Origin of the sequence: Variovorax gossypii (assembly GCF_003965815.1) — a bacterium.
In the GTDB taxonomy this organism is placed as follows: domain Bacteria; phylum Pseudomonadota; class Gammaproteobacteria; order Burkholderiales; family Burkholderiaceae_C; genus Variovorax; species Variovorax gossypii.
The window spans coordinates 1,016,157-1,036,524 of record NZ_RXOE01000002.1; the positions used below are offsets into that span (position 1 = coordinate 1,016,157).

Genomic DNA, 20,368 nt, shown 5'->3' on the forward strand with positions numbered 1-20,368 from the left:
ACTTTATCAACCAGGCGCCCCGCCGGTGGCTACCATCCGGCTCCATGAGAAAACTGCCGTGCCTGCTCGCCCTGCTGTCATTCGCCGCCCCGGTGCTTGCCGCTCCCGATCTTTCCGCGCCGTCGGCGCAGGTGTTCGATGCGGTGAAGAAGCCCGATTCGCTCGATGCGCAATGGCGCACGCGCCTGTGCGCATTGTTGCCGCAGCCCTGCAACGCGCAGCAGCTGGGCCTTTACCGTCCGCGCAACGCCGCGCCCGGCAACTACGTGGTGCTCTCCGCCGAGCCGCTGGCCATGGCGCGAGTCAGGCGAGATGCCGGCGACGCGAAGGGCTGGCAGCTCGATCGTCTCCATGATTTCTCCGACTATGCGCAGGCCCTGAAGAAAGACAACGACGCCAGCCGGTCCGAGGCGCGCCTCTCGCTCGCGCCGGCGCTCTATCCGCTGGCCGAAGGCAAGTGGGCGGCTGCGGTGCTGCAGACCGTGTCGGAGGGCTACTCCGGCGGCGGCGCCTCGTTCGACACCGCCGATTTCGTGCCGCTCGAAGGCGGCAAGGCGGTACAGGAGGACATCCCGTTCTCGTGCTCCAAGATGATCCGCGCCTGCTTCAGCGAGAAGGAATACAAGACCTCGAAGCACTGCCACGACGAGAGCTTCGGCAGCCTGCGCATCGCCTACGGCGAGACATTCAAGCCCGGCGCGCCCTACGACTGGCAATACACCTGGGTGCAGACCGAGTGGCCGCAGAACGAGCCGCGCAGCGCCGCGACCACCACGCGCGTGCTGTTCACCGCGAAGACCACCGAGCGCGCGGGTTTCTGCGGCGGGCCGCAGTAGGCAGACGTCCTGCGCTTCAGTGCCGCGGCACCGTCGTCGTGCCAACGTGCATCGTGCGGCCCGCGCCCATCCCCGCGATCACGAGCGCCACGCCCAGCCCGATGAAGAGCCACGACGAGGCGCGGAAGCTCCCCGTCCAGCCGTGCAGCAGGCCGGCCACCAGCGGGCCGAAGGCCGCCACCATGTAGCCCACGCCCTGCGCCATGCCCGAGAGATGCGCGGCCACATGCGAATCGGGCGATCGCAGCACGATCATCGTGAGCGCCAGCGCGAAGGTGCCGCCCTGCGCGATGCCCAGCAGCACGGCCCAGGCCCACACGCCGAACACGCCATCCAGCGGCGCGAACAGCATCGCCAGCATCGCGCCCACCGTGAGCATCGCCAGCGCGACGGCGAGGCCGCGCTGGTTGCGCAGCTTCACCGCCAGCGCCGGCACCACGAGGCAGGTGACCACCTGCGTCATGACCGACAGAGACACCACGTAGCCCGCGGTTTCGCTGCCCAGCCCGCGCTCGCGCAGGATCGGCGCGAGCCATCCCATCACGATGTAGGCGAGGGCGGACTGCAGGCCCATGAAGAAGGTGACCTGCCAGGCCAGGCGGTCGCGCCACAGGCCGCGCACGGTGAAGCCCGACTCGCTCGGCACCGGCTTCAGCGGCAGCGCCTGCGGTGCCCAGATCAGCGTGACCAGCGCGGCCGGCAGTGCCCACATCGCGAGCGCCATGGTCCAGCCGCCGCCCAGCGCGTGCTCGATGGGCACCGTGAGGCCGGCTGCACTGGCCGCGCCGCCGCACACGGCCATGGTGTACAGGCCCATCATCAGCGCCGCCTGCGAGGCGAAGTCGCGCTTCACCAGGCCCGAGAGCAGCACGTTCGACACCGCGATGCCGCTGCCCGCGATGGCCGAGGCCAGAAACAGCAGCGGGATGTTGCCGGTGCCGCGCAGCACCGTGCCGACCAGGATCAGCACCATGCAGCCGAGCAGCGTGCGCTCGGTGCCGAAGCGGCGGCCCAGGCCGGGCGCGAGCGGCGCGAAAACGCCGAGGCAGACGATCGGCAGCGTGGTCAGCAGGCTCGCCGCGGTGGCGGAAAGGCCCGTGGCCTTGATGATTTCCGGCAGCACCACCGAGAGGCTGGCGAACACCGGGCGCAGGTTGAAGGCGATCAGCACCACGCTGGCGCCGAGCAGGATGCGGCGCGCGAGGGTGGGCGCCGGCGTCGGGCGCGGAACGGGCAGGGTGTCGGCTTCGGCGTCGATCAGCAGTTCGTCGCCGGAATGACGCGCCGTGGCGGCGGTGGCCGTGCTCATCACGTGCCCAGCGCCAGCGCGCTGATCATCGGTGCCATGAAGGCGCGCACGGCGGCGGCGGCCGTCTCGGGGTTGCGGCTGGCGATGCCTTCGACGATGGCGCGGTGCGCGGCCTCGTCGGGCTCGGGCAGGGTGTTGCCCGTCATCGAGCTGGCGATGGTTTCCTTGATGTAGCCGGTGACGAAGCGGCAGGTCTCGGCCAGCGCGAGATTGCCCGATACGTCGACGATGGCCAGATGGAACGCGAGGTCGCGCTCGATGAAGGCCGCGCCGTTGTCGGCCTCGTCGGGCACGCCGCGCCTGTCGAGCAGGGTGTGCAGGCGGCGCAGGTCGCGCGCCGTGTGGCGCACCGCCGCGAGCCGGGCGGCTTCCACTTCGAGCGCCTGGCGCACCTCGAACTGGTCGCGCAGGCTGGCCAGGCGCATCTTCTGCAGGCTGGACGAGGGATCGAAGCCGGAGCGAACATAGGTGCCCGAGCCCTGGCGCACTTCGAGCAGGCCGCGCGACACCAGCGTCTTGACCGCCTCGCGCACCGTGCCCCGGCTCACGCCCAGCAGCTGCGCGAGTTGCGGCTCGATCGGAATGCGGGAGCCGACGGCCCAGCGGCCGGCGGAGATTTCGGCGCGGATGCTGTCGGCGGCGGTGTCTGCAAGGGAAGTGCGGGGAGCTTGGGCGAGCATCGGGTGAGCCTGGTCATTCAATGATTGGACGAATTTTGTCGCCAAACAGAGCCCGGACTGTACATCCGGCGGCCGATTCGGGCAGTGCTCTTACAAAAAACCGCAACCCCTCTACGAGGTGGTTTGCAAGGCGATATCGCGGATTTCTGCCGATAAGGTGAATTTTTCCCTGCATTCGGCAGGTGTTACCCAAAGTGTTGCCTGCCCGAGGCGTCCTGTCAGAGAATGAAACTAAAGGTAGCTTGTGAATCCGCAAGTTGTCCTGCTCCGTGGTTCGGCACTCCCTTCCCCGACCGCTGGACGGAGCGTTCAGGGAGAGCAAGAAAAAACGGACCCCCGTCGAAGCGAAATGAAGGACTTTTCTTTGTCGGACGTGCGGCTCTTCACCAAGGCCGCGCAGCTCGGAGGCTTGACTCCGGCGGCCGAGGTGCTGAACGTCCCCAAGGCTTCCGCGTCGCGCCAGCTCCAGAGACTCGAAGCCACCGTCGGGCATCTGCTGCTGCATCGCGGCGCCACCCGCTTCGCGCTGACCGAGGAGGGCCGCGAGTTCCTCGCGGCGGCCCAGCACGCACTGACCATCCTCGACGACGTCATGCTCGACCTGTCGTCGGAAGGCGATGCGGTCACCGGGCGGCTGCGCATCGCCGTGCCGCACTACTACGGCAGGGAGCTGCTGATGAACCACCTCCCGGCCTTCATGACCGCCTACCCGCGGCTCGAAGTGACGGTCGAGACCGGCAGGGACCGCGCGGACCTGTTCCACGACGGAGCCGATGTGGCCATCCGCTGCGGGCGCGAGGGCAGCGACGAGCTGGTGGTGCGCCACCTGAAGCAGGAGCCGCTCATGCTGTGCGCCGCGCCGGCGTACCTCGCGCGGCACGCCCCTGTGCAGGGCCTGCCCGACCTGGCCGCGCATCGCTTCCTGACCACCGATGCCGGTGGGCGCAAGCGCGAGATCAGCCTCGCGACCGTCGAGAAGACGCACCAGATGCGCGTGGAAAGCGTGTTCCGCTCCGACGACCCCGAGATGGTCCTGCGGCTGGCGCTGTCGGCTCGTGGCATCGCGCTGCTGCCGGTGTCGCTGGCGCGGCCGCAGATCGACGGCGCGACGCTGGTGCCGGTGCTGCCGTCGCTGGCGCTGAAGCCGCACGACATCGACCTGAGCTACCTGCCCGCGCGTCGCAACACGCCGAAGATCAAGACCTTCGTCGACTACTTCCTGGCCGTCTTCAGGTCGGCCTGAAGCCCGCCGACGGCCTCAGCGCCGGGTGTTCTTCGCCACCACGCCCGCACCGCGCACCTCCAGCCTGCGCTGGTCGACCACCTTGCCGCTCGCGTCCACCAGTTCGATCACATGCCGCCCCGGCCAGGGAAACCATTGCACGGTGTTGCCGCGCGCCAGCGGCTTGCCGTCGACGCGCCACTGCACGCCGCGGCCTTCCGAGTCGAAGCGCACGCGCTGGCGCTGCGGCGGGATGTCGGGGTCGAGCGCGATGATGGTGCCGTCGGCCGGCGCGGTGATGCGCGCCGGGGCGGCGTCGGTCGCCATGCCGGTGTCGAGCGCGAAGAGCGGCTGCTCGGTGCCCTGCAGGAACCATTCGCTGCGCGCCGCTTCGAGCGGGTTGCCGTCGGCGCCCGGTCCGAAGCTCACGCGCGTCTCGACAAGGCCCGGCGGCGGCGCGGGCGCGCGGCTCGGTTCGCGCGAGTGCAGGAAGCGCATCACCTCGGCCCACACCGGCGCGGCGCCGCTGGTGCCGCTCACGTCCCACATCGATTCGCCGCTGGCGTTGCCCACCCACACGCCCACCGTGTAGCGCTGCGACCAGCCCACGGCCCAGTTGTCGCGCATGTCCTTGCTGGTGCCGGTCTTCACGGCCGTCCAGAAGCGGGTGGAAAGAATGCTGTCGAGCCCGAATGTGCGCGTGCGCGCGTTGGGGTCGGAGAGGATGTCGCCGACGATGAAGGCGGCGCGCGGATCGAGCAGCGGCGGAGCAGGCGTCTTGTTCCTGTCCGCCGGCTTGGCGGGTGGCAGCGCCGTCAGCGTCGTCGCGCCGTAGCGCCCGCCATTGGCCAGCATGCGGTAGGCGTTGGTGAGCGACAGCAGCGACACCTCCGCGCTGCCGAGCGCGAGGCTGTAGCCGTAGTAGTCGCCGCTCTCGCGCAGCGGCAGGCCCGCGGCGCGCAGTTCGCGCGCGAAGGCCTCGGGCGACACCATCACCAGCGTGCGCACCGCGGGCACGTTGAGCGATGCGGCCAGCGCCGTGCGCGCCGACACCGGGCCCTTGAAGCGCCGGTCGTAGTTCTGCGGAATGTAGAGGCCGCTGGCGGTGCTGATCTGCGCCGACGAGTCCTCGATGAGCGAAGCCGCCGTGATGCGCCGCTCGGCGATCGCCTGCGCGTAGAGCAGCGGCTTGAGCGTGGAGCCGGGCTGGCGCAGCGCGGTGACGCCGTCGACCTCGGCCGCCTGGCTCAGCGGGCCGGAGGAGCCGACCCAGGCGAGCACCTCGCCCGTCGCGTTGTCGAGCACGACGAGTGCGCCGTCTTCCACGTGGCGGTCGCGCAGCTCGCGCAGGTGGCGCTGCAGGGTGTCGAGCGAAAAGCGCTGCAGGGATGCGCGCAGCGTGGTGCGCACGCCGGATTCCTTCTCCCTGCCTTTCGACGGGGGGGCGGCGACGGTTGCAACGGGAGCAGCCGCGTTCGCGTCCCGGATCTCGCGCAGCACCCGGCGCGCAGCATGCGGCGCGATGCCCTCGTTCGGCTCGAAGGCCCGGCGCTGCACGGCCGCGCTGGTGAACATGTCGAGCGCCTCGCAGTCTGTCTTCTGCTGCGGCTCCATCGTGCGCAGCACCTCGCAGGCGCGCTGGGCCACCACCGCGGGCTTGGCGTTCGGCGCGCGCACCAGCGCCGCCGCCACGCTGGCCTCGCGCGCATCGAGGCCGCTGGGGGCCTTGCCGAAGAGCGTGCGCGAGAGCGCGTCGATGCCGACGATCTCGCCGCGGAACGGCACGGTGTTGAGGTACGCCTCCAGGATCTGGTCCTTGCGCCAGTTGCGCTCCAGCTGCGCGGCCGCCACCGTCTGCCCGATCTTCTGCGTGAAGCTGCGCCCGCCCGAATTGCGGCGCAGGTCTTCGTCGAGCAGGCCCGACAGCTGCATCGTGATGGTCGATGCGCCGCGCGTACGCGTGTTCCAGAGGTTGCCCCATGCGGCGGCCGAGACCGCGCGCCAGTCGATGCCGCTGTGCTCGTAGAAGCGCTTGTCCTCGCTCAGCACCATGGCCGTGCGCAGCGCGGGCGACACGTCGGCCAGCGCGGTCCACTGGCCGCGCCGCACGGTGGGGTCGGTGCGCACGCGTTGCAGCAGCTCGCCGTTGCGGTCGAGCACGGCGGTGTCGGAGGAGCGGAAGTCGCGCTTCACTTCCTCGAAGCTCACCACGGCCCGGGCCGGGTGCGACCATGCCGCGACGATCAGCAGGGCTGCGAGGGTCTTGCGGGAGAAAAAGAAGGGCGCGGACTGCATCGGAAGAAAAGAAAACCGGTATCCAAAAGCAAAAGCTCGGGTGCCGGCATTCTCCCTCGGCGACGCACCACGGGAACCTCGCCTACCGCGCAATGCGCCACCGGCCGCCTTGCCGCGGCGCGGCCACGGGTCAGAGTTCAAGTCGGGACCACATCCGGTAACGAACTTCACGCGAGGGCTTCAATGTGGAAACCCGACGCGTACCGGCGTGGACTTCAATGCACTACCGGCTCGCAGGAGGCGAACCCCGGTTTCACAAACACTCCAAGGAGAACTCGCATGACGAAGACACTGGCGATCCTGCTGGCCGCATCGGCCATCCTGGCCGGCTGCGTGGTCGCACCCTACGACCGCCCGCCGCCGCCGCGCCCGCACTATGGCTACGGCGATCGCGACCGCGACGGCGTGCCGAACCGCTACGACAGGGACCGCGACAACGACGGCGTTCCCAACCGCTACGACCGCAGCCCCAACAACCCGTACCGCTACTGATCGCGCTTGATCAGTGGCACAACAGAAAAGGGCCGCGAAGCATTGCGCTTCGCGGCCCTTTTTCTTTCCTGACGAGGCGGCGCGGGTGTTCGGGTGTTCTTCAGCCCGGCCGGCGCGCCATCAGCGCCCAGACGCCGGCCGCGCTCAGCAGCGAGCCGCCCGCGAAGTTGAAGCGCCGCTGCGCGCGCGGCGACGAGAGCAGCCTGCGCGCCGATCCCGCGAACACCGCGTACAACGTGGCGTTGGTCGCGGCCAGCACCACGAAGGTCACGGCCAGCACCCAGAGCTGGCGCGTCACGTCGGCGGCCGGGCTGATGAACTGCGGCAGGAAAGCCACGAAGAACACGATGCCCTTGGGGTTCAGCGCAGTCACCAGGTAGGTGTTGGCGAACAGGCGCAGCCGCGAGGCGGGCGCGGCCGGCGTGGCGATCTCGGCCGACGAGATGCCCGCGCGCAGCAGCTTGATGCCGAGGTACAGCAGGTACAGCCCGCCCACCCACTTCACCACAGTGAACCAGAAGGCCGAGGTGGCGAGCAGCGCGCCCAGCCCCAGCAGCGACACCACCAGCGCCGTCGAGTCGCCCAGCGCGACCGCGGCCACCAGCGGCAGGTTGGCGCGGCGCCCGTGCGACATCGAGTAGCTGATCACCGTGAGGATGGTCGGCCCCGGAATGATCAGCATGACGGCGGAGGCCGCGACGAAGGCGAGCCAGAGTTCGATGGGCATGTGCTTTGTCTCCAGATGGTCGGATGGTGGTTGTTGCGGAAAGCGATTCTCGTCGTCAGATGCCGATGGCCGTGCGCGCGATGTGCCAGGTGCCGCGGTGTCCGTCCACGTAGCTGATCGGCGAGCGGGCAAGGTCGTCGAGGTCCACGTCGTCCAGGCAGGTCACGTTCACGCCATAGGCGCTCGCGCCGGTCTCGGGCGAGTGACCCACGCCGAAGGAGCGCACGCTGCAATGCCTGCAGACGATGTAGTGGCTGTTGCGGGTGTCGAGCATCTGCTCGCTGAGTTCGGATTCTCCTTCGATCAGCCGGAAGGCATCGGTCGCGACGATGGCGGGCCAGAAGCGGGTCCGGGTGCAGATCGAGCAGTTGCAGCGCAGGGTGCCCAGGCTCAGGTCGATGTCGGCCTCGAATCTCACGGCGCCGCAGTGGCAGCCTCCTGTATAGGTCTTTTTCATACGCTCGGAATTCGCATGGTGGTGCTGGAAAGCACCATATCAAAGGCCGCGCGGCAGCGCTGCGCTGTGGTCATGCGTCATGCGCGGGCGACCCAGCCCCTGAAGGTGAATCCGGTGAAGAAGAGGCGGATGTCGCTGAACCCCGCGTCGCGCAGCATGGCCTCGTCCTGCGCCGGCGACAGGATCGTCAGCTCCTTCTCGACCTTCTCACGGGTTGCCGCCGCCTGGCGCGGATCGGAGCCCGATGCGACGAGAAAGGCCGCGTACCGCGACATCCAGGTTTCGCGCTCGCCCGGGCCGTCTTCCACGCTGAGCTGCGCCATGACGAAGGGCGCGCCCGGCTTCAGGCGGCGGTGGATTTCCTTCGCCGTCGGCAGCCGCTGGTCGCGCGGCACGAAGTGGAGGGTCAGCAGGCAGGTGGCGCCATCGAAAGGGCCCGCGGGAGCGTCCTGCACATAGCCTTCGTGCAATGCCACGCGGGACATCAGCGGGCCCAGCCTCTGCGCCGCGAGTTCCAGCATCGGCCCGCTCGGATCGACACCGTCGATCGTCCATGCTGGGTTGGCCTGCGCGAGGTCCTCGACTTCCAGGCCGCCGCCGGCGCCGACCACCAGCACCCGGCCTTCGCGGGGCACGTGTTCGGCTAGCAGGATGCGCGTCATCGGCAACAGGCCGCTGTATCCGGGCACGTTGCGCTTGGGGCCTTCGGCGTATTTGGCGACTGCGTCCGAGGTGCTGAATGCGCTATGTGGAGTGTTGTTGCTCATCCGAAGATGATGGCACGCGAGTCGGGTGCCATCGGCACCAGGGGTCAAGCCCGTGTCATGCGGCCCTGTCGCTGCCGAAGCGGATGGCGGCACGGGCTTTTGCGCGCTCCGCCTCCACGGCGCGGTCGCGTGGCTCGGCCGTGGTGACCAGCGAGTCGATCAGCCGCGCGGCGGTGGCGGCCACTTCGTCGACCGCTAGGCCGAAGGCCTCTTCATTGGCCTTAGACGGCACGCTGAAACCGCTGAGCTTGCGCACGAACTGCAGCGCGGCGGCGCGGATTTCCTGTTCGGTGGCGGGCGGCTCGAAGTTGTAGAGGGTCTTGATGCTGCGGCACATGGGCGCTCTCCAGTCGACGACGCTGCCCAGTCTAGCGAAGCAGGGCCATCGCGTAGGAGTCGTGGTAGTTGCCGTCGACGAGCGTGGTGCGGCGCAGCAGGCCCTCGTGCTCGAAGCCGAGCCGCTCGTAGAGCGCCCTGGCATTGGCGTTGTCGGTGCGCACCGAAAGCTCGATGCGCGTCAGCCCGCGTTCCCACGACTTGTCGATGGCCGCCTGCAGCAGCCGCCTGCCCAGGCCCCGGCCGCGCGCCTCGGGCAGCAGCGCGATGCCCAGGACGCCGACATGGGCGCGCGAGTGGCCGAACACCGGCGACACGTCGCACCATCCGACCACCCGGTCGCCGTCGAGCGCCACGAAGTGCGGAAAGCCGCCGGCGATCAGGCCGCGGTAGAAGTCGATCGACTGCGCCAGGGGCGGCGCCTGCGTCAGCGCGAGGTACTTCTGCTCGCGAGCGACGACGTCGAGAGCCCGGTGCAGGCTTTCGAAGTGGGGCTCGGCCGTGGGCTCTACGGTGCAATTCATCCCGTGGGCCCCTGTGCTGTCGTGGCCAGTCGCGCTTCGAGGTTCCGCCTCACCTCGGGCCACTCGTCGTCGATGATGCTGAAGCGCACCGAATTGCGCTTGCGGCCGTCCGGCATGATGCGCTCGTTGCGCACGATGCCTTCCTGCTTTGCGCCCAGCCGCAATATGGCGGCACGCGACTTTGCATTGATCTCGTCGGTGGTGAGCTGCACGCGCACGCACTGCAGCTCCTCGAAGGCGTAGCGCAGCATCAGCAGCTTGGCCTCGGTGTTCACGAAGGTCTTCTGCCACGAGGCCGAGATCCAGGTGCTGCCGATTTCCAGCTTGCGGTTGACGCGGTCGATCTTCCAGAAGCGCGTGGAGCCGATGACCTTGCCCGTCTCGCGCAGCACCGTGGCGAAGGGCATCACCGTGCCGGCTTCACGCCCCGCGAAGGCGTTGCCGATGTAGGCATCGACCGTTTCGGCGGAAGGCACGACGGTGAACGGCAGCTTCCAGAGTTCGCCGTCGGAGGCAGCCTCCACGAGTGCCGCGGCGTCGGAAGCCAGCAGCGGGCGAAGCAGTAGACGGGGACCGGTGAGCGATGGTTGCGATTGCACTAGCGACATGAGCCGCACGATAGCCGATGACGCCAGCGCGGCGTCATGGGCCGTAGCTCAACCCGCGCGCTGCAGAACCGGCTCGGCGGCCAGCGCCACTGCCGCCAGCCGCGCGTCGTCGCCGCGTACCGAGGCCAGCATCAAGCCCACCGGCAGTTCGCCCGGCGCTTGGCACGGCAGGCTGAAGGCGCAGCCGTCGAGCAGGTTGATCGCGAAGGTGTTGCGCAGCAGCAGGCCGTTGGCCCTGAAGAAGGCCGCGTCTTCCGCCAGCGCCGCGACGGGCGGCGCGATGATCGGCACGGTCGGGCACACGAGCGCGTCGAAGCCTTCGATGGCGCGTTCGACGCGGCCGATCCAGTCGCGCCGGCGGTCCTGCATGGCGATGTAGTCGGCGGCGCGTACCTCGGTACCGAGCGCGATGCGGGCGGCCACGCGCGAGTCGAAACCGTCGCGCTTCGCGGCGAAGCGTTCGCGGTGCACGGCCGCAGCTTCCACCGGCGAGAAGCCGCCGGGCGCGTTGACGGTCGAGATCTCGGCGAGCTCGGCCAGGGTGATGTCGACGATCTGCGCGCCCGCTGCCGACAGAGCTTGCAGCGCGCGGTCGAAGGCTTTCGCGACAGCGGGTTCGATGTCGTCGAACATCAGCGTGCGCGGCACGGCCAGGCGCATGCCCTGCAGCGGGCGGCGGCGCACCGTGAGCGGCGAGTCGGCAATGGCCGCATCGGCGATCAGGCAGTCTTCCACGCTGCGCGCCATGGCGCACACCGTGTCGAGCGAGCGCGCGAGTTCGAAGGCGCCCGTGCGCGGCACCCGCGACTGCGTGCTCTTGAAGCCGACCAGCCCGCACAGCGCGGCGGGAATGCGGATGGAGCCGCCCGTGTCCGAGCCCAGCCCCGCCACGGCGAGGCCCAGCGCCACCGACACCGCCGCGCCGGACGAAGAGCCGCCCGGAATGCGCGCCGTCTCCACATCGGCCGGATTGCGCGGCGTGCCGTAGTGCGGGTTGATGCCCACGCCCGAGAACGCGAACTCCGTCATGTTGGTCTTGCCGACGATGGCCGCGCCCTGCGCGCGCAGCCGCGCCACGGCAACTGCATCGTGCGCGGCCGGCGGTTCGCCCGCGCAGACGGCAGAGCCTGCCATGGTGGTTTCGCCGGCCACGTCGTACAGGTCCTTCACCGAAACGGGCAGGCCGGCGAGCGGGCCGAGTTCGATGCCTGCCTTGCGCGCGGCATCGGCATGGCGCGCGGCGGCGCGGGCCGCGTCGGCGTAGAGGCGCGTGAAGACATGCTGTGCAGCAGGCTGTTCGGCCGCTTCGAGCACTTCGTCGATCAGCGCCTCGTGCGAGAGCTCGCCGCGCGCAATGCGATCGCGCAGTGCCTTGATGGTGTTGCCGTTCTTCATCGTCATGCCACCACCGGCAGTGCTTCCACCGCATAGCGATGCACGATGCGGCGCCGAAGCTTCGGGTCGTGCAGTTCGATTTCCATCTGCGCGGCGGGCCGGATGCCTTCGCCCTTCGCGTTGGGCAGCGCACCCAGCGTGCCGCAGGTCATGAAGAGGCCTTCGGGCGCGGAGCCGGCGCCGGGCATGCCGTCGCGCAGTCCGGCCAGCGGGCGGATCGATGCGAGCGTGCCGCGCTGGTAGTCGATCCAGCGGCCGTCCTCCAGGATGCGCGAGCGCAGCTCGAGCGTGTCCTGGTGCGCCTGCACGTCGCTCCAGCGCCATGCGGTCTCGGCCACGGGCTTGGCACACATCTGCTTCGACACGGCTACCGAGTAGCTCTCTACGTGGCGGTCGGTGTGGTCAGAGGCCACGCTCAGCCACCACTCGCCCTGCGAGAAGAACAGCACCGGCTCGGCCTCGCCCGAGCTCTGGTCGCCCAGCGCCTCGATGGCGGGAGATTGGGTCAGCAGCTGGGCCGCCACGCGGTAGTACAGCGGCACGCTCGAAGGGCGCGGCACGCCGAGCGCGGCCAGCTCCTCGATGTGGTGCTCGATGGCCGCGATGTCGCGGCCGGTCCAGCCCGCCACCACCAGCGCGCGGGGTGCGAGGAGGTGCAGGGCCGTGGAACGGGTGCCGTCGTCGGCGATGCTCTCGCAGGCGAAGCGCAGGCGGGAATTGGTGTTCGTGTTGCTCGTGCTTGCCATCGATCAGCTCTCCAGCGGGCGCTTGGCGGTTTCGCGGGCCACCGCGAGGGCGATCAGCGTCACGCCCAGCGCGGCCACCACGTAGAACGACACGGCCACCGTGCTGCCCCAGGACTTGAACAGGCTCGCGATGATCAGCGGCGCGAAGCCGCCGCCCACGATGCCCGCCAGCGTGTAGGCCAGCGAGGCGCCGGCGTAGCGCACGCGGCCGGGGAACTGCTCGGTGACGAAGGCGGCCTGCGGGCCGTACATCATCGCGTGGATAAGAAGGCCGACCACCACCGCAGCGCAGATCGCGACCGGGTGCGCGCTGTCCATCAGCACGAAGAACACGAAGGCCCACACCATGCCCAGCAGCGCGCCGGCGATGTACACCGGGCGGCGGCCGATGCGGTCCGACAGGCTGCCGAACCACGGCACCGCGATCGCGTTGCAGGCCGCGCCGATCATCGTGGCGGTGAGCGCCAGCGGGCGCGACAGGTGCAGCACGGTGGTCACGTAGGTCAGCGTGAACACCACCACCAGCGCGTACAGCACGTCGGAGCCGATGCGCGAGCCGCCGGCCACCAGCAAGCGGCGCCAGTGTTGAGTGATCACTTCCTTGATGGGCGTCTTGGCGGTGGACTTCTTCTCCTCCATCTCGCGGAAGACGGGCGTTTCGTCCACGCCGCGGCGCAGCCACAGGCCGAAGAGCACCAGCGCCACGCTGGAGATGAAGGGAATGCGCCAGCCCCAGCTCTGGAAGTCTTCCGGGCTCAGCCAGGCCGACACGGCGGCGATGAAGCCGGTGCCGATCAGCGTGCCGCACGAGGGGCCCACCTGCGTGAACGAGGCGTTGCGGCCGCGCTCGTCGGGCTTGCCGTGCTCCATCGACAGCAGCACCGCGCCGGCCCATTCGCCGCCGAGCGCCACGCCCTGCACGAAGCGCAGCGCCACCAGCGCGACGGGCGCCCAGATTCCCCAGCTCGCGTAGGTGGGCAGCAGGCCCATCAGGCCGGTGGAGACACCCATGATGACCAGCGTGGCCACCAGCACGAAGCGCCGGCCCAGCCGGTCGCCGAGGTGGCCGAACACCACGCCGCCCAGCGGGCGCGAGATGTAGCCGACCGCGTAGGTGGAGAACGCGAGGATGGTGCCGGTGAGCGGGTCGAACGAGGGGAAGAACACCGCGTTGAAGACCAGCGCCGCCATGATGTTGTAGACGGTGAAGTCGTACCACTCCAGCGTGGTGCCGATGGAGCTGGCCATGGCCAGCCGGCCCATCTTCGCGGAGGCCGGCGCGGCCTGCCCGGGTGCCGCGGAGCCCGCGGCGGGAAGAACATGTTCGGTCATTGGAAGCCTTTGTTCGGTGAGGGATGGAGGTGAGTTGGGGCGGATGCCTGCCGCGTCAGGCCAGCTCGGCAGCGGTCAGCTTCCAGCCGAGCGCGAGCAGCCAGCCACCGGCGGGATCGGCGTCGAATGCGGTGGCGGCCGTGGCGCGCGCCGAGCGGGCCGCGGCTTCGCTGCTGGTCTCGATCACCAGCAGCGGCTGCAGCACGCGGCCTTCGGTGGATTCGCGCGGCAGCGGCGTGCTGAGCGCGGTGTCGGGTACGAGCAGGTACGACTGCACGAAGCCTGCCTGTTCCTTCTTCAGCTGCTGGCCGATGCGCGCGGCGCCTTGCACCAGCGCCTCGGCATCGGCAGCCGCCGGCAGCGGCAGCACGACCACGTGGCTGCCGCTGCCGAAGCCCGTCACGGCGCGCACGGCGCACACGCGGCGCACGGGCCGGCGCATGCGGTCGAGGTTGGCGACCGACCACGGCGTCTGCTTCTCGAACGCGGCGCGATAGCCAGCCGAGCCGAACACCGCCAGCGATTCGGTGCGGTACAGCCCCAGGTACTTGCGGCCGCCTTCGAGCGAGAAATAGCGCGCACCGGAGAGAAAGCCGGGAATGCGTGCGCGCTCTTCCACATGCTCCTGGTCGTACCAGCGGTTGAAGTCGGCCTCGTCGGCCGGCTCCACGTCGGATGCGACGAACAGCATGCCGTTTGCCGTCGTTGCTGCGGAAGAAGAGGAGTCAGGTGTGTTCATGGCGGCGGAAGAGAGTCGGGCCTTCGAAAAAATGAAGGCGCGATCTTCCGTCGCAGGGCCGGACTGTCACAAACGAGTTTTTCTGGGCGACAGCCACAAGAATTACTGGCCCCTTTTCGGGGCCCGGATGCGCCATTCCGAGGGTTAACCCTCTGTCGAGGCGCTCCATGTTGGTGCGATGGCCGATGTCGTGAACTGGTCGGAGGCCCGGCACGCCAGTTCGGCCACGAGCCGGATGGCGTCGGAGTCGGCGGCTTCCAGGTGGCTCACCACGATGCGCTGGGGCGAGATGAGCGCGTCGCACTCGATGATCTTCACGTCGCCGGTGGCCACGTATTCGTAGCAGGGCGGCAGCGGCACCAGGGCGTTGCCGAAGCCGGCCTTCACCAGCCGCGCGAGCGCCGAGATCGAGCTCACGCAGTGCACCTTGCCCAGCGGAATGCCAGCCGCGCGGAACAGGTTCTTGAGCGCCTCGTGCGGCTGCGAGCCGGGGCTCATCGTGAGCACGGGCTGGCGCAGCAGCTGCTCGACGGTCTGCGTGCCCTCGGCGCCCTGCGGCCCGACCCATCCCATGGGCATCGGCAGGCAGGGCGTGCTCACGATGCCCGCGCCGGCGATGTGGTCGGTCTGCAGCGCGATGTCGAGCGCGCCCTCGCGCAGGCCGCGATGCAGCGCCAGCGTGGTCTCGGAGGTCAGCTGCACCTCGATGCCCGGATAGGTGGAGCGCAGGTTGGTGAGAAAGCCCAGCAGCCAGGTGTGGACCACGGTCTCGATGGCGCCGATGCGCACCAGCCCGAGGATGTCGCCGCGCGGGCGGCCGAGCGAGACGATCTCGCGGCGCAGCTCGAGCAGCCGTTCGCCGTAGTCCATCAGCCGCACGCCGACGGGCGTGAGCCGCAGCTCGCGCGCGTCGCGTTCGAACAGGCGCGCGCCGATGTCTTCTTCGAGGGAGGCGACGCGGTTGGACACCGCCGCCTGCGTGATGTGGAGCCGGTCGCTCGCGGCGCGGAAGCTGCCCAGTCGCGCGGCCCAGAGAAAGGCTTCTACAAATCTTGTGTTCATGAGGGCACCTGCGGGCCATTCTGCCCGCATCGCGCCTGCATGAGAACTTGCTTCCTACCGGTGCCGCCGCGCGGGTGCCGGCGAGGCGGGGAGGGTGATGTCGTCCATCATGCGCGCGGCAGCCGCCGACGAATTGCTCGCGAGCATCACCGCGGCCTGCTGCTTCGCCGGGTCGAAGACCAGCAGCGCGCGGTAGCCGCCGGTCTGGCCCGTGTGGAAATAGCTCCGGTGGCCGGCGGCGCCGCGCATGCGGATGGCGTAGCCCACTTCATAGGTGCCGTCATGGCCGAGCGGGGTGAGCGCGCGTTCGGCCGCGGCACCCAGCGGACCGTTGCGGCCGGCCATGAGCGCGCGTGCGAACACCAGCAGGTCGGCCGCCGTCGAGCGCAAGGCGCCCGCGCCCGCGAGCGCGTCGAAGTCCCAGGGCGTGCGCGGCGCGTCGTGCTCGTAGCCGGGTGCGAGCCTGCCTGCTTCGCCGTCGAGGTGCTGCAGCGTGTCCTTCATGCCCAGCGGCACGGCGATGTTCTCCTGCACCAGCAGGTCCCACGGCTTGCCGTAGCGGTCGGCAAGCAGCTGGCCGAGCAGGCCCAGGCCCAGGCTGCTGTAGGGCCCCCTGCAGGGCGGCGCGTGTTCGAGCCTGAGCGTCGAGAGACCCGCGAGCAGCTGCGGCCGGTCGGGCCGCGCGAAGGGCTGGCTGCTGGCCAGGCCCGGTGCGTCCGGCAGCATTCCCGGCAGGCAGGCGGTGTGGGTGACGAGCTGCCGCAGCGTGATGGCCGCGACCTGCGGCGGCATCGTGGTCTGGCCGGCCAGCAGCTTGCCCAGCGTGTCGTCGAGCGAGAGATCGCCGCGCTCCACCGCCTGCGCGAGCAGCACGCCGGTGAACACCTTGCTGATCGAGCCGATCTCGAAGAGCGGCTGCGCATCGGCCTGCGTTGTCTCGACGATCCGGCCCGGTTGCCCGACGCCGTTGCGTTGCATCGCGAACTGCGTGCGGTTTTCGCGCGAGATGCCGACCACGATGCTGCCCGGCGCGCCGTTCATCACCCGCGACACGATGGCGGCCGGCGCGGTGGCGAAGCCGATGGGTTCGGCGTGGGCGTGGGTGAAGGCGGAGATCGCCGCGATGCAGCAGCCTGCGAGCAGGCGGCGCAACCGATGCGGTCGATGAGAGGCGTGCGAGAGGAAAGTGAAGTGAAGAATCATCCGGTCGGCTCCTTGCGTTGTGGAGTGCAAAGGCCGCGAATGATCCGGGGGCGCTCGCCATGGCGGCAAGCGCGGCGGCGGCGCGCCACGTCACGGCCGTAACGACCGTCACGCGACGCCGGCCGCCGGTGCTTATTCGCCGGTGTCGTAGAAGAACTCTTCCTTCACGATCTTTCCGTCCTTCGTGGTGTAGAGCGCCATTTCTTCCATGGTGAAGCGGTGGCCGGTGGCCTTCATCGTCACGTCGAAGCGGAAGCCGACGATGAAGCGATCACCGTGCGGCCAGGGGCCCGCGACCTGCATCGAATGCACTTCGTGGTTGGCGACCCACCACTCGCCCTTGGCCCTGATCGCCGCCAGGCCCACAGCCTCGCGTGCCTGCCCGGGAGGGGCGCTGGCCTCGACGCTCACCGCGTCGGCCGTGTAGAGCGACTCGCATTCATCGAACTTTCCTTCTTTGCACAGCGCGACGAGCTTGTTTGCGATTGCCAGCGTGGTCATGGGTTGTCTCCTGACGAGAAAAGGGTGGAAGGGAGGGGGACGAAGGGGAACGGAGGGGAGGGCAGTTTAGGCCGGAAGGCGTTGTTTCAGGCGACGCTCAGCACTTCCCGCATCGCGGTCAGCCGCGACTGGTTCTGGTCGGCGTAGGGCCAGTCGGGGTAGCGCGTGCGGGCGCGCTCGTTCAGCGCGAACTGGCAGGCGATCGCGGCCAATGCTTCGTCGCGCACGTCCGCGTCGATCTCGCCCGCGATCTTGAGCTGACCGAAGGCCGTCGCAACGCGCGCGCGGCATTCTGACTGCAGGTAGGTCTCGTGCATGTCGTCTTCGGCGAGCCACTTCTCGCGCACGTCGGCATCGGCGCGATGCATGGAGGCGGGCACGCCGAAGTCCCAGTCGGCGAGCATCTCCTGCAGGAACCCGGCGACCTTGCCGTTGCCGCCTTCGTCGCGATACCAGTCTTCCAGCGCCGCGAGCGTGTCGCTGCCGTCGTCGTTGCCGAAGGGGCTGAAGTCGTCGCCGACGTCGTAGTAGAAGTCGTCGCCGGCAAGCTGCACGAAGCGCGGGTGGCTGGTCTCGCGCGCGAGGCCTTCCTCGGGGTCGTCGAAATGAAGGGGCATCTCAGGTGGCTCCTGGTTCGTCGGTGGGGTTCAGGGAACGCATGCTGGCGATGGTCTCGTCCGAAACCCACAGCAGCGTGTTGAGGTAAGTCTCGATGCGGTCGACCAGCGCGCCGCGCGGGCCTTCGCGCCACTCGGCCGATCCGTAGAAGGCGGACTGCTCCGCATCCAGCGCCTGCCGGTCCGCATACGCGCGCACGAGGTGGTAACTCTCTTCCTCGTGGTCCGACCGGCCGTAGGTGACCACGTCCATGCCCTTGCTGCGCAGCATCGGCACGGCGCGCGTGTGCATCGCCTCGTGGAATGCGGCGAGCGTGCCGGGCTTGAGCCTGTAGGTGCGGATCTCGATCAGCCGGGTCATGGCAAGGCCTCCTTCGGGTCGATGGTTCCGGGCGTGCGCGTGGTCAGCCGGACTTGCCGGCAAGCACCCACCCCAGCGAGAAGACATAGCGGCTGCCGCCCACCACCCGCGTCACGCTGTGCTCGCAGGCATCGGGGCGGAACAGCTTGATGCGCCGCGTCGCGAAGATCGGATCGGCGCACACGAACTCGCCGCCCGAACGCGGCGACTTCAGCACGATGTTGAGCCGGTAGTGCCGCCCGATCTGCACCGGGTCGGTATGCGGCGGAATCTCCGAACCCTCGGGGTAGCGGATGAGATAGCTGTCGAACGGCAGCGGCCACCGCGCCGTGAGCAGCAGCATCTTGTCGTAGCCCGTGCCCTGGCGGCCGCGCTGCCAGCGGAAGGCCTGCGAGAGGTAGGCGCGAAGAGCGGCGGCGAAGCTCACCGGACTACCCCTGCGCCTCTCGCCGCCGCGCGAGCCTGCCTGGAACTGCCCGGTGCCGTGCTCATGCGGGGTTCTTCTTCAGCGCACGCGTCGCCAGGAAGGTCGGCATGAAGCGATCGACGAGGAAGCGCGGGTTCGGCTGGTCGTCTTCGAGGAAGCCGTCGATGACGAAACCCGCGTCCAGCTGTCCGCCGATCAGGTCGGTCAACGAGTGGCCGAACACCAGGGCCTCGCCGCCCTGGCGCTTGCGTTCGAGCGCTTCCGCCGGGAGATCCTTCATGTCCGAATACGGCAGCTTGTAGGTTGGTCGCAGCAGCCCTTGCCCGGCAAGGGCCGGATCGCGGTCGCCGATGAAAACCACCGGGTTGTAGAAGCTCGCGAGCAGCGCGCCGCCGGCCTTCAGCACGCGATGGCATTCGCGCCAGACCGGGCGCACGTCGGGCACGTAGAGGTTGGAGATGGGGTGGAAGACGATGTCGAAGTGCCCATCGGCGAAGGCGCCGAGGTCGCGCATGTCGCCCTGTACCGTTTCGAGCTCGAGGCGGTCGCGCTCGGCGACGCGGCGGTCCTGCCGCAGCTGCTCGTCGGACAGGTCGAACACCGTGACCTGTGCGCCGGCAGCCGCGAGCACCGGTGCCTGCTGGCCGCCGGCCGAGGCGAGGCAGAGGATGCGCAGGCCCCGCACGTCGCCCAGCCAGTGCGCGGGCAGGGGGCGCGGCGTGAGGTGTACGCGCCAGTCTCCCTGGCGGGCGGCGGCGATCAGCTCGCTGCTCACGGGGCGCGACCATTCGCGCTCTTCGGCGGCCTGGCGGTCCCAGGCGGCGCGGTTGTGGGAAAGAAAGTCGACGGGATTGCTGCTGGATTCGCTCATGTGTCTGGTGGCTCGATCAGGGCCCACATGTTGCCGCAGACGCCGCGAGGACGCTGGCCCTCGCGGGATCGGTGCCGCTCAGCAGAAGACGATCGCCGTCCTGTGCTCGATGCTCAGCCGCGCCGATTCGTACAGCAGCAGCCAGGACACGTATTCGCGGTACAGGCCGTTGTCGTCGTCGATGAGCGCGTCGATGCGTTCGGCTTCCTCGTCGGAGAGCTTGCCGTTCTCGAGGCGGATGCCCAGGGCGGGGGCCACGAACACGAGTTCGTCGAGCAGGCGGTAGGACGAGCCGAGCATGCCGCCAGGCAGGCCACCGGCTGGCTCTTCCAGCTCGTCCTCGTCCCGGTCGTCGTCCTCGTCATTGCCGTCTTCCTCCTCGTCTTCCCCGTCCTCCCCGTCCTCCTCGCCGCCGCATTCCTCGTCGAACAGCACCTCGTCGAAATCGACTGGAACGTAGAAGCCTTCCGCATCCGAATGGCACAGCAGGTGGCTTTCGGAGCCGTCGAGCAGCGACTGGATCTTCGGATCGGCAGTTGGATCGACGTCGTCGGCCAGCGGCGTGGCCACCCAGTCGGGCGACAGCACGCGGTGCGCGTACGCGCGGCGCAGGTAGTGGATGAAGGAGTACGGAAAACCGTCGATCGACGCGCGCGAATCGAGTTCGAGCGGTCCGCGCGGCTCGGTGTGCGGGGGAAGCCCCGCGGCGGCCAGCACGCGGTTGACTTCGGCCAGTTCCTCCTCGAAGCCCTCGGCGCTCTCGGGATCGTCCTCGAGCAGTTCGGCGAGCATGCCGACGCAGACAGCCAGGCCCATGGTGTTTTCCTCCAGGTTGTGGGTTCGCCGCGATGGTGAAGGCGG

At 69.3% G+C, this 20,368-nt stretch carries 24 protein-coding genes; 3 read left to right on the top strand and 21 right to left on the bottom strand.

Features of this window, described 5'->3' with window-relative positions:
* The first annotated feature begins 44 nt into the window (after positions 1-44).
* The gene (locus EJP69_RS12410) at positions 45-836 is read left to right on the top strand and encodes a hypothetical protein (protein WP_126470368.1); all 792 of its coding nucleotides are present in this window, start codon (positions 45-47) and stop codon (positions 834-836) included.
* Between the two features lie 16 nt (positions 837-852).
* Here the strand turns inward: EJP69_RS12410 and EJP69_RS12415 are convergent, their stop codons facing one another.
* Both EJP69_RS12415 and EJP69_RS12420 read right to left on the bottom strand, forming a co-directional pair.
* Positions 853-2,145, bottom strand: coding sequence for a CynX/NimT family MFS transporter (locus EJP69_RS12415; protein ID WP_126470370.1), 1,293 nt, complete (start codon positions 2,143-2,145; stop codon positions 853-855).
* The gene (locus tag EJP69_RS12420; protein WP_093205194.1) at positions 2,145-2,825 is read right to left on the bottom strand and encodes a FadR/GntR family transcriptional regulator; all 681 of its coding nucleotides are present in this window, start codon (positions 2,823-2,825) and stop codon (positions 2,145-2,147) included. Before EJP69_RS12420 ends, EJP69_RS12415 begins: the two co-directional genes overlap by 1 nt.
* 349 nt (positions 2,826-3,174) lie before the next feature.
* On the opposite strand from EJP69_RS12420, the gene EJP69_RS12425 reads away from it, so the two are divergent.
* Positions 3,175-4,068: a LysR family transcriptional regulator gene (locus tag EJP69_RS12425; RefSeq protein ID WP_093305729.1), complete on the top strand. Its 894-nt coding sequence runs from the start codon at positions 3,175-3,177 to the stop codon at positions 4,066-4,068.
* Positions 4,069-4,083: 15 nt separating this feature from the next.
* Here EJP69_RS12425 and pbpC read toward each other — a convergent pair whose 3' ends face one another.
* Positions 4,084-6,342 (bottom strand): penicillin-binding protein 1C, encoded by a 2,259-nt coding sequence (gene pbpC / locus EJP69_RS12430; RefSeq protein ID WP_126470372.1) that lies wholly within the window; start codon positions 6,340-6,342, stop codon positions 4,084-4,086.
* Between the two features lie 279 nt (positions 6,343-6,621).
* On the opposite strand from pbpC, the gene EJP69_RS12435 reads away from it, so the two are divergent.
* Positions 6,622-6,834: a thrombospondin type 3 repeat-containing protein gene (locus tag EJP69_RS12435; RefSeq protein WP_093205187.1), complete on the top strand. Its 213-nt coding sequence runs from the start codon at positions 6,622-6,624 to the stop codon at positions 6,832-6,834.
* Between the two features lie 100 nt (positions 6,835-6,934).
* Here the strand turns inward: EJP69_RS12435 and EJP69_RS12440 are convergent, their stop codons facing one another.
* From EJP69_RS12440 to EJP69_RS29465, 18 genes are all read right to left on the bottom strand, one after another.
* The gene (locus EJP69_RS12440) at positions 6,935-7,561 is read right to left on the bottom strand and encodes a LysE family translocator (RefSeq protein WP_093205184.1); all 627 of its coding nucleotides are present in this window, start codon (positions 7,559-7,561) and stop codon (positions 6,935-6,937) included.
* 55 nt (positions 7,562-7,616) lie between these two features.
* Positions 7,617-8,018, bottom strand: coding sequence for a GFA family protein (locus EJP69_RS12445; protein WP_093305723.1), 402 nt, complete (start codon positions 8,016-8,018; stop codon positions 7,617-7,619).
* A gap of 77 nt (positions 8,019-8,095) precedes the next feature.
* On the bottom strand, positions 8,096-8,785 hold the full coding sequence (locus EJP69_RS12450; RefSeq protein WP_126470374.1) for a class I SAM-dependent methyltransferase: 690 nt from the start codon (positions 8,783-8,785) through the stop codon (positions 8,096-8,098).
* A 55-nt stretch (positions 8,786-8,840) separates the two neighbouring features.
* The gene (locus EJP69_RS12455) at positions 8,841-9,122 is read right to left on the bottom strand and encodes a DUF2277 domain-containing protein (RefSeq protein WP_093205177.1); all 282 of its coding nucleotides are present in this window, start codon (positions 9,120-9,122) and stop codon (positions 8,841-8,843) included.
* 31 nt (positions 9,123-9,153) lie between these two features.
* Positions 9,154-9,645, bottom strand: a complete 492-nt coding sequence (locus tag EJP69_RS12460; RefSeq protein WP_126470376.1) for a GNAT family N-acetyltransferase — start codon at positions 9,643-9,645, stop codon at positions 9,154-9,156.
* Positions 9,642-10,253, bottom strand: coding sequence for a GNAT family N-acetyltransferase (locus EJP69_RS12465; RefSeq protein WP_126470378.1), 612 nt, complete (start codon positions 10,251-10,253; stop codon positions 9,642-9,644). Before EJP69_RS12465 ends, EJP69_RS12460 begins: the two co-directional genes overlap by 4 nt.
* A 48-nt stretch (positions 10,254-10,301) precedes the next feature.
* Entirely contained in the window at positions 10,302-11,654 is a 1,353-nt protein-coding gene (locus tag EJP69_RS12470) for an amidase (protein WP_126470380.1), read from the bottom strand.
* On the bottom strand, positions 11,651-12,394 hold the full coding sequence (locus EJP69_RS12475) for a DUF2848 domain-containing protein (protein ID WP_126470382.1): 744 nt from the start codon (positions 12,392-12,394) through the stop codon (positions 11,651-11,653). Before EJP69_RS12475 ends, EJP69_RS12470 begins: the two co-directional genes overlap by 4 nt.
* Positions 12,395-12,397: 3 nt before the next feature.
* Positions 12,398-13,726 (bottom strand): MFS transporter, encoded by a 1,329-nt coding sequence (locus tag EJP69_RS12480; RefSeq protein WP_176947578.1) that lies wholly within the window; start codon positions 13,724-13,726, stop codon positions 12,398-12,400.
* 55 nt (positions 13,727-13,781) lie between these two features.
* A complete protein-coding gene (locus tag EJP69_RS12485) occupies positions 13,782-14,465 on the bottom strand; it encodes a DUF4286 family protein (RefSeq protein ID WP_126470384.1) in 684 nt (227 codons plus the stop codon).
* A 144-nt stretch (positions 14,466-14,609) separates the two neighbouring features.
* Positions 14,610-15,527, bottom strand: a complete 918-nt coding sequence (locus EJP69_RS12490; protein WP_126470386.1) for a LysR family transcriptional regulator — start codon at positions 15,525-15,527, stop codon at positions 14,610-14,612.
* Positions 15,528-15,581: 54 nt separating this feature from the next.
* Positions 15,582-16,730, bottom strand: a complete 1,149-nt coding sequence (locus EJP69_RS12495) for a serine hydrolase domain-containing protein (protein WP_126470388.1) — start codon at positions 16,728-16,730, stop codon at positions 15,582-15,584.
* A gap of 132 nt (positions 16,731-16,862) precedes the next feature.
* On the bottom strand, positions 16,863-17,231 hold the full coding sequence (locus tag EJP69_RS12500) for a nuclear transport factor 2 family protein (protein ID WP_093205157.1): 369 nt from the start codon (positions 17,229-17,231) through the stop codon (positions 16,863-16,865).
* 86 nt (positions 17,232-17,317) lie between these two features.
* Positions 17,318-17,848 carry a MolR family transcriptional regulator gene (locus EJP69_RS12505; protein ID WP_126470390.1) on the bottom strand — a complete coding sequence of 177 codons (531 nt, stop codon included), beginning with the start codon at positions 17,846-17,848 and terminating at the stop codon, positions 17,318-17,320.
* A 1-nt stretch (position 17,849) separates the two neighbouring features.
* On the bottom strand, positions 17,850-18,209 hold the full coding sequence (locus EJP69_RS12510; RefSeq protein ID WP_126470392.1) for an NIPSNAP family protein: 360 nt from the start codon (positions 18,207-18,209) through the stop codon (positions 17,850-17,852).
* Positions 18,210-18,252: 43 nt separating this feature from the next.
* Complete coding sequence (locus tag EJP69_RS12515) at positions 18,253-18,636, bottom strand: 2OG-Fe(II) oxygenase family protein (RefSeq protein WP_126470394.1); 384 nt, start codon at positions 18,634-18,636, stop codon at positions 18,253-18,255.
* A gap of 61 nt (positions 18,637-18,697) precedes the next feature.
* On the bottom strand, positions 18,698-19,507 hold the full coding sequence (locus tag EJP69_RS12520; RefSeq protein WP_126470396.1) for a class I SAM-dependent methyltransferase: 810 nt from the start codon (positions 19,505-19,507) through the stop codon (positions 18,698-18,700).
* 78 nt (positions 19,508-19,585) lie between these two features.
* A complete protein-coding gene (locus tag EJP69_RS29465) occupies positions 19,586-20,323 on the bottom strand; it encodes a hypothetical protein (RefSeq protein ID WP_170217095.1) in 738 nt (245 codons plus the stop codon).
* Between the last annotated feature and the right edge of the window lie 45 nt (positions 20,324-20,368).

Coding starts and splice junctions, on each gene's coding strand:
- EJP69_RS12440 (WP_093205184.1), bottom strand. CDS start 7,561: ATGCCCATCGAACTCTGGCTCGCCTTCGTCGCGGCCTCCGCCGTCATG.
- EJP69_RS12415 (WP_126470370.1), bottom strand. CDS start 2,145: ATGAGCACGGCCACCGCCGCCACGGCGCGTCATTCCGGCGACGAACTG.
- EJP69_RS12490 (WP_126470386.1), bottom strand. CDS start 15,527: ATGAACACAAGATTTGTAGAAGCCTTTCTCTGGGCCGCGCGACTGGGC.
- pbpC (WP_126470372.1), bottom strand. CDS start 6,342: ATGCAGTCCGCGCCCTTCTTTTTCTCCCGCAAGACCCTCGCAGCCCTG.
- EJP69_RS12460 (WP_126470376.1), bottom strand. CDS start 9,645: ATGAATTGCACCGTAGAGCCCACGGCCGAGCCCCACTTCGAAAGCCTG.
- EJP69_RS12505 (WP_126470390.1), bottom strand. CDS start 17,848: ATGCCCCTTCATTTCGACGACCCCGAGGAAGGCCTCGCGCGCGAGACC.
- EJP69_RS12465 (WP_126470378.1), bottom strand. CDS start 10,253: ATGTCGCTAGTGCAATCGCAACCATCGCTCACCGGTCCCCGTCTACTG.
- EJP69_RS12480 (WP_176947578.1), bottom strand. CDS start 13,726: ATGACCGAACATGTTCTTCCCGCCGCGGGCTCCGCGGCACCCGGGCAG.
- EJP69_RS12450 (WP_126470374.1), bottom strand. CDS start 8,785: ATGAGCAACAACACTCCACATAGCGCATTCAGCACCTCGGACGCAGTC.
- EJP69_RS12445 (WP_093305723.1), bottom strand. CDS start 8,018: ATGAAAAAGACCTATACAGGAGGCTGCCACTGCGGCGCCGTGAGATTC.
- EJP69_RS12470 (WP_126470380.1), bottom strand. CDS start 11,654: ATGACGATGAAGAACGGCAACACCATCAAGGCACTGCGCGATCGCATT.
- EJP69_RS12510 (WP_126470392.1), bottom strand. CDS start 18,209: ATGACCCGGCTGATCGAGATCCGCACCTACAGGCTCAAGCCCGGCACG.
- EJP69_RS12475 (WP_126470382.1), bottom strand. CDS start 12,394: ATGGCAAGCACGAGCAACACGAACACCAATTCCCGCCTGCGCTTCGCC.
- EJP69_RS12495 (WP_126470388.1), bottom strand. CDS start 16,730: ATGATTCTTCACTTCACTTTCCTCTCGCACGCCTCTCATCGACCGCAT.
- EJP69_RS12455 (WP_093205177.1), bottom strand. CDS start 9,122: ATGTGCCGCAGCATCAAGACCCTCTACAACTTCGAGCCGCCCGCCACC.
- EJP69_RS12485 (WP_126470384.1), bottom strand. CDS start 14,465: ATGAACACACCTGACTCCTCTTCTTCCGCAGCAACGACGGCAAACGGC.
- EJP69_RS12435 (WP_093205187.1), top strand. CDS start 6,622: ATGACGAAGACACTGGCGATCCTGCTGGCCGCATCGGCCATCCTGGCC.
- EJP69_RS12520 (WP_126470396.1), bottom strand. CDS start 19,507: ATGAGCGAATCCAGCAGCAATCCCGTCGACTTTCTTTCCCACAACCGC.
- EJP69_RS12425 (WP_093305729.1), top strand. CDS start 3,175: ATGAAGGACTTTTCTTTGTCGGACGTGCGGCTCTTCACCAAGGCCGCG.
- EJP69_RS12420 (WP_093205194.1), bottom strand. CDS start 2,825: ATGCTCGCCCAAGCTCCCCGCACTTCCCTTGCAGACACCGCCGCCGAC.
- EJP69_RS12410 (WP_126470368.1), top strand. CDS start 45: ATGAGAAAACTGCCGTGCCTGCTCGCCCTGCTGTCATTCGCCGCCCCG.
- EJP69_RS12500 (WP_093205157.1), bottom strand. CDS start 17,231: ATGACCACGCTGGCAATCGCAAACAAGCTCGTCGCGCTGTGCAAAGAA.
- EJP69_RS29465 (WP_170217095.1), bottom strand. CDS start 20,323: ATGGGCCTGGCTGTCTGCGTCGGCATGCTCGCCGAACTGCTCGAGGAC.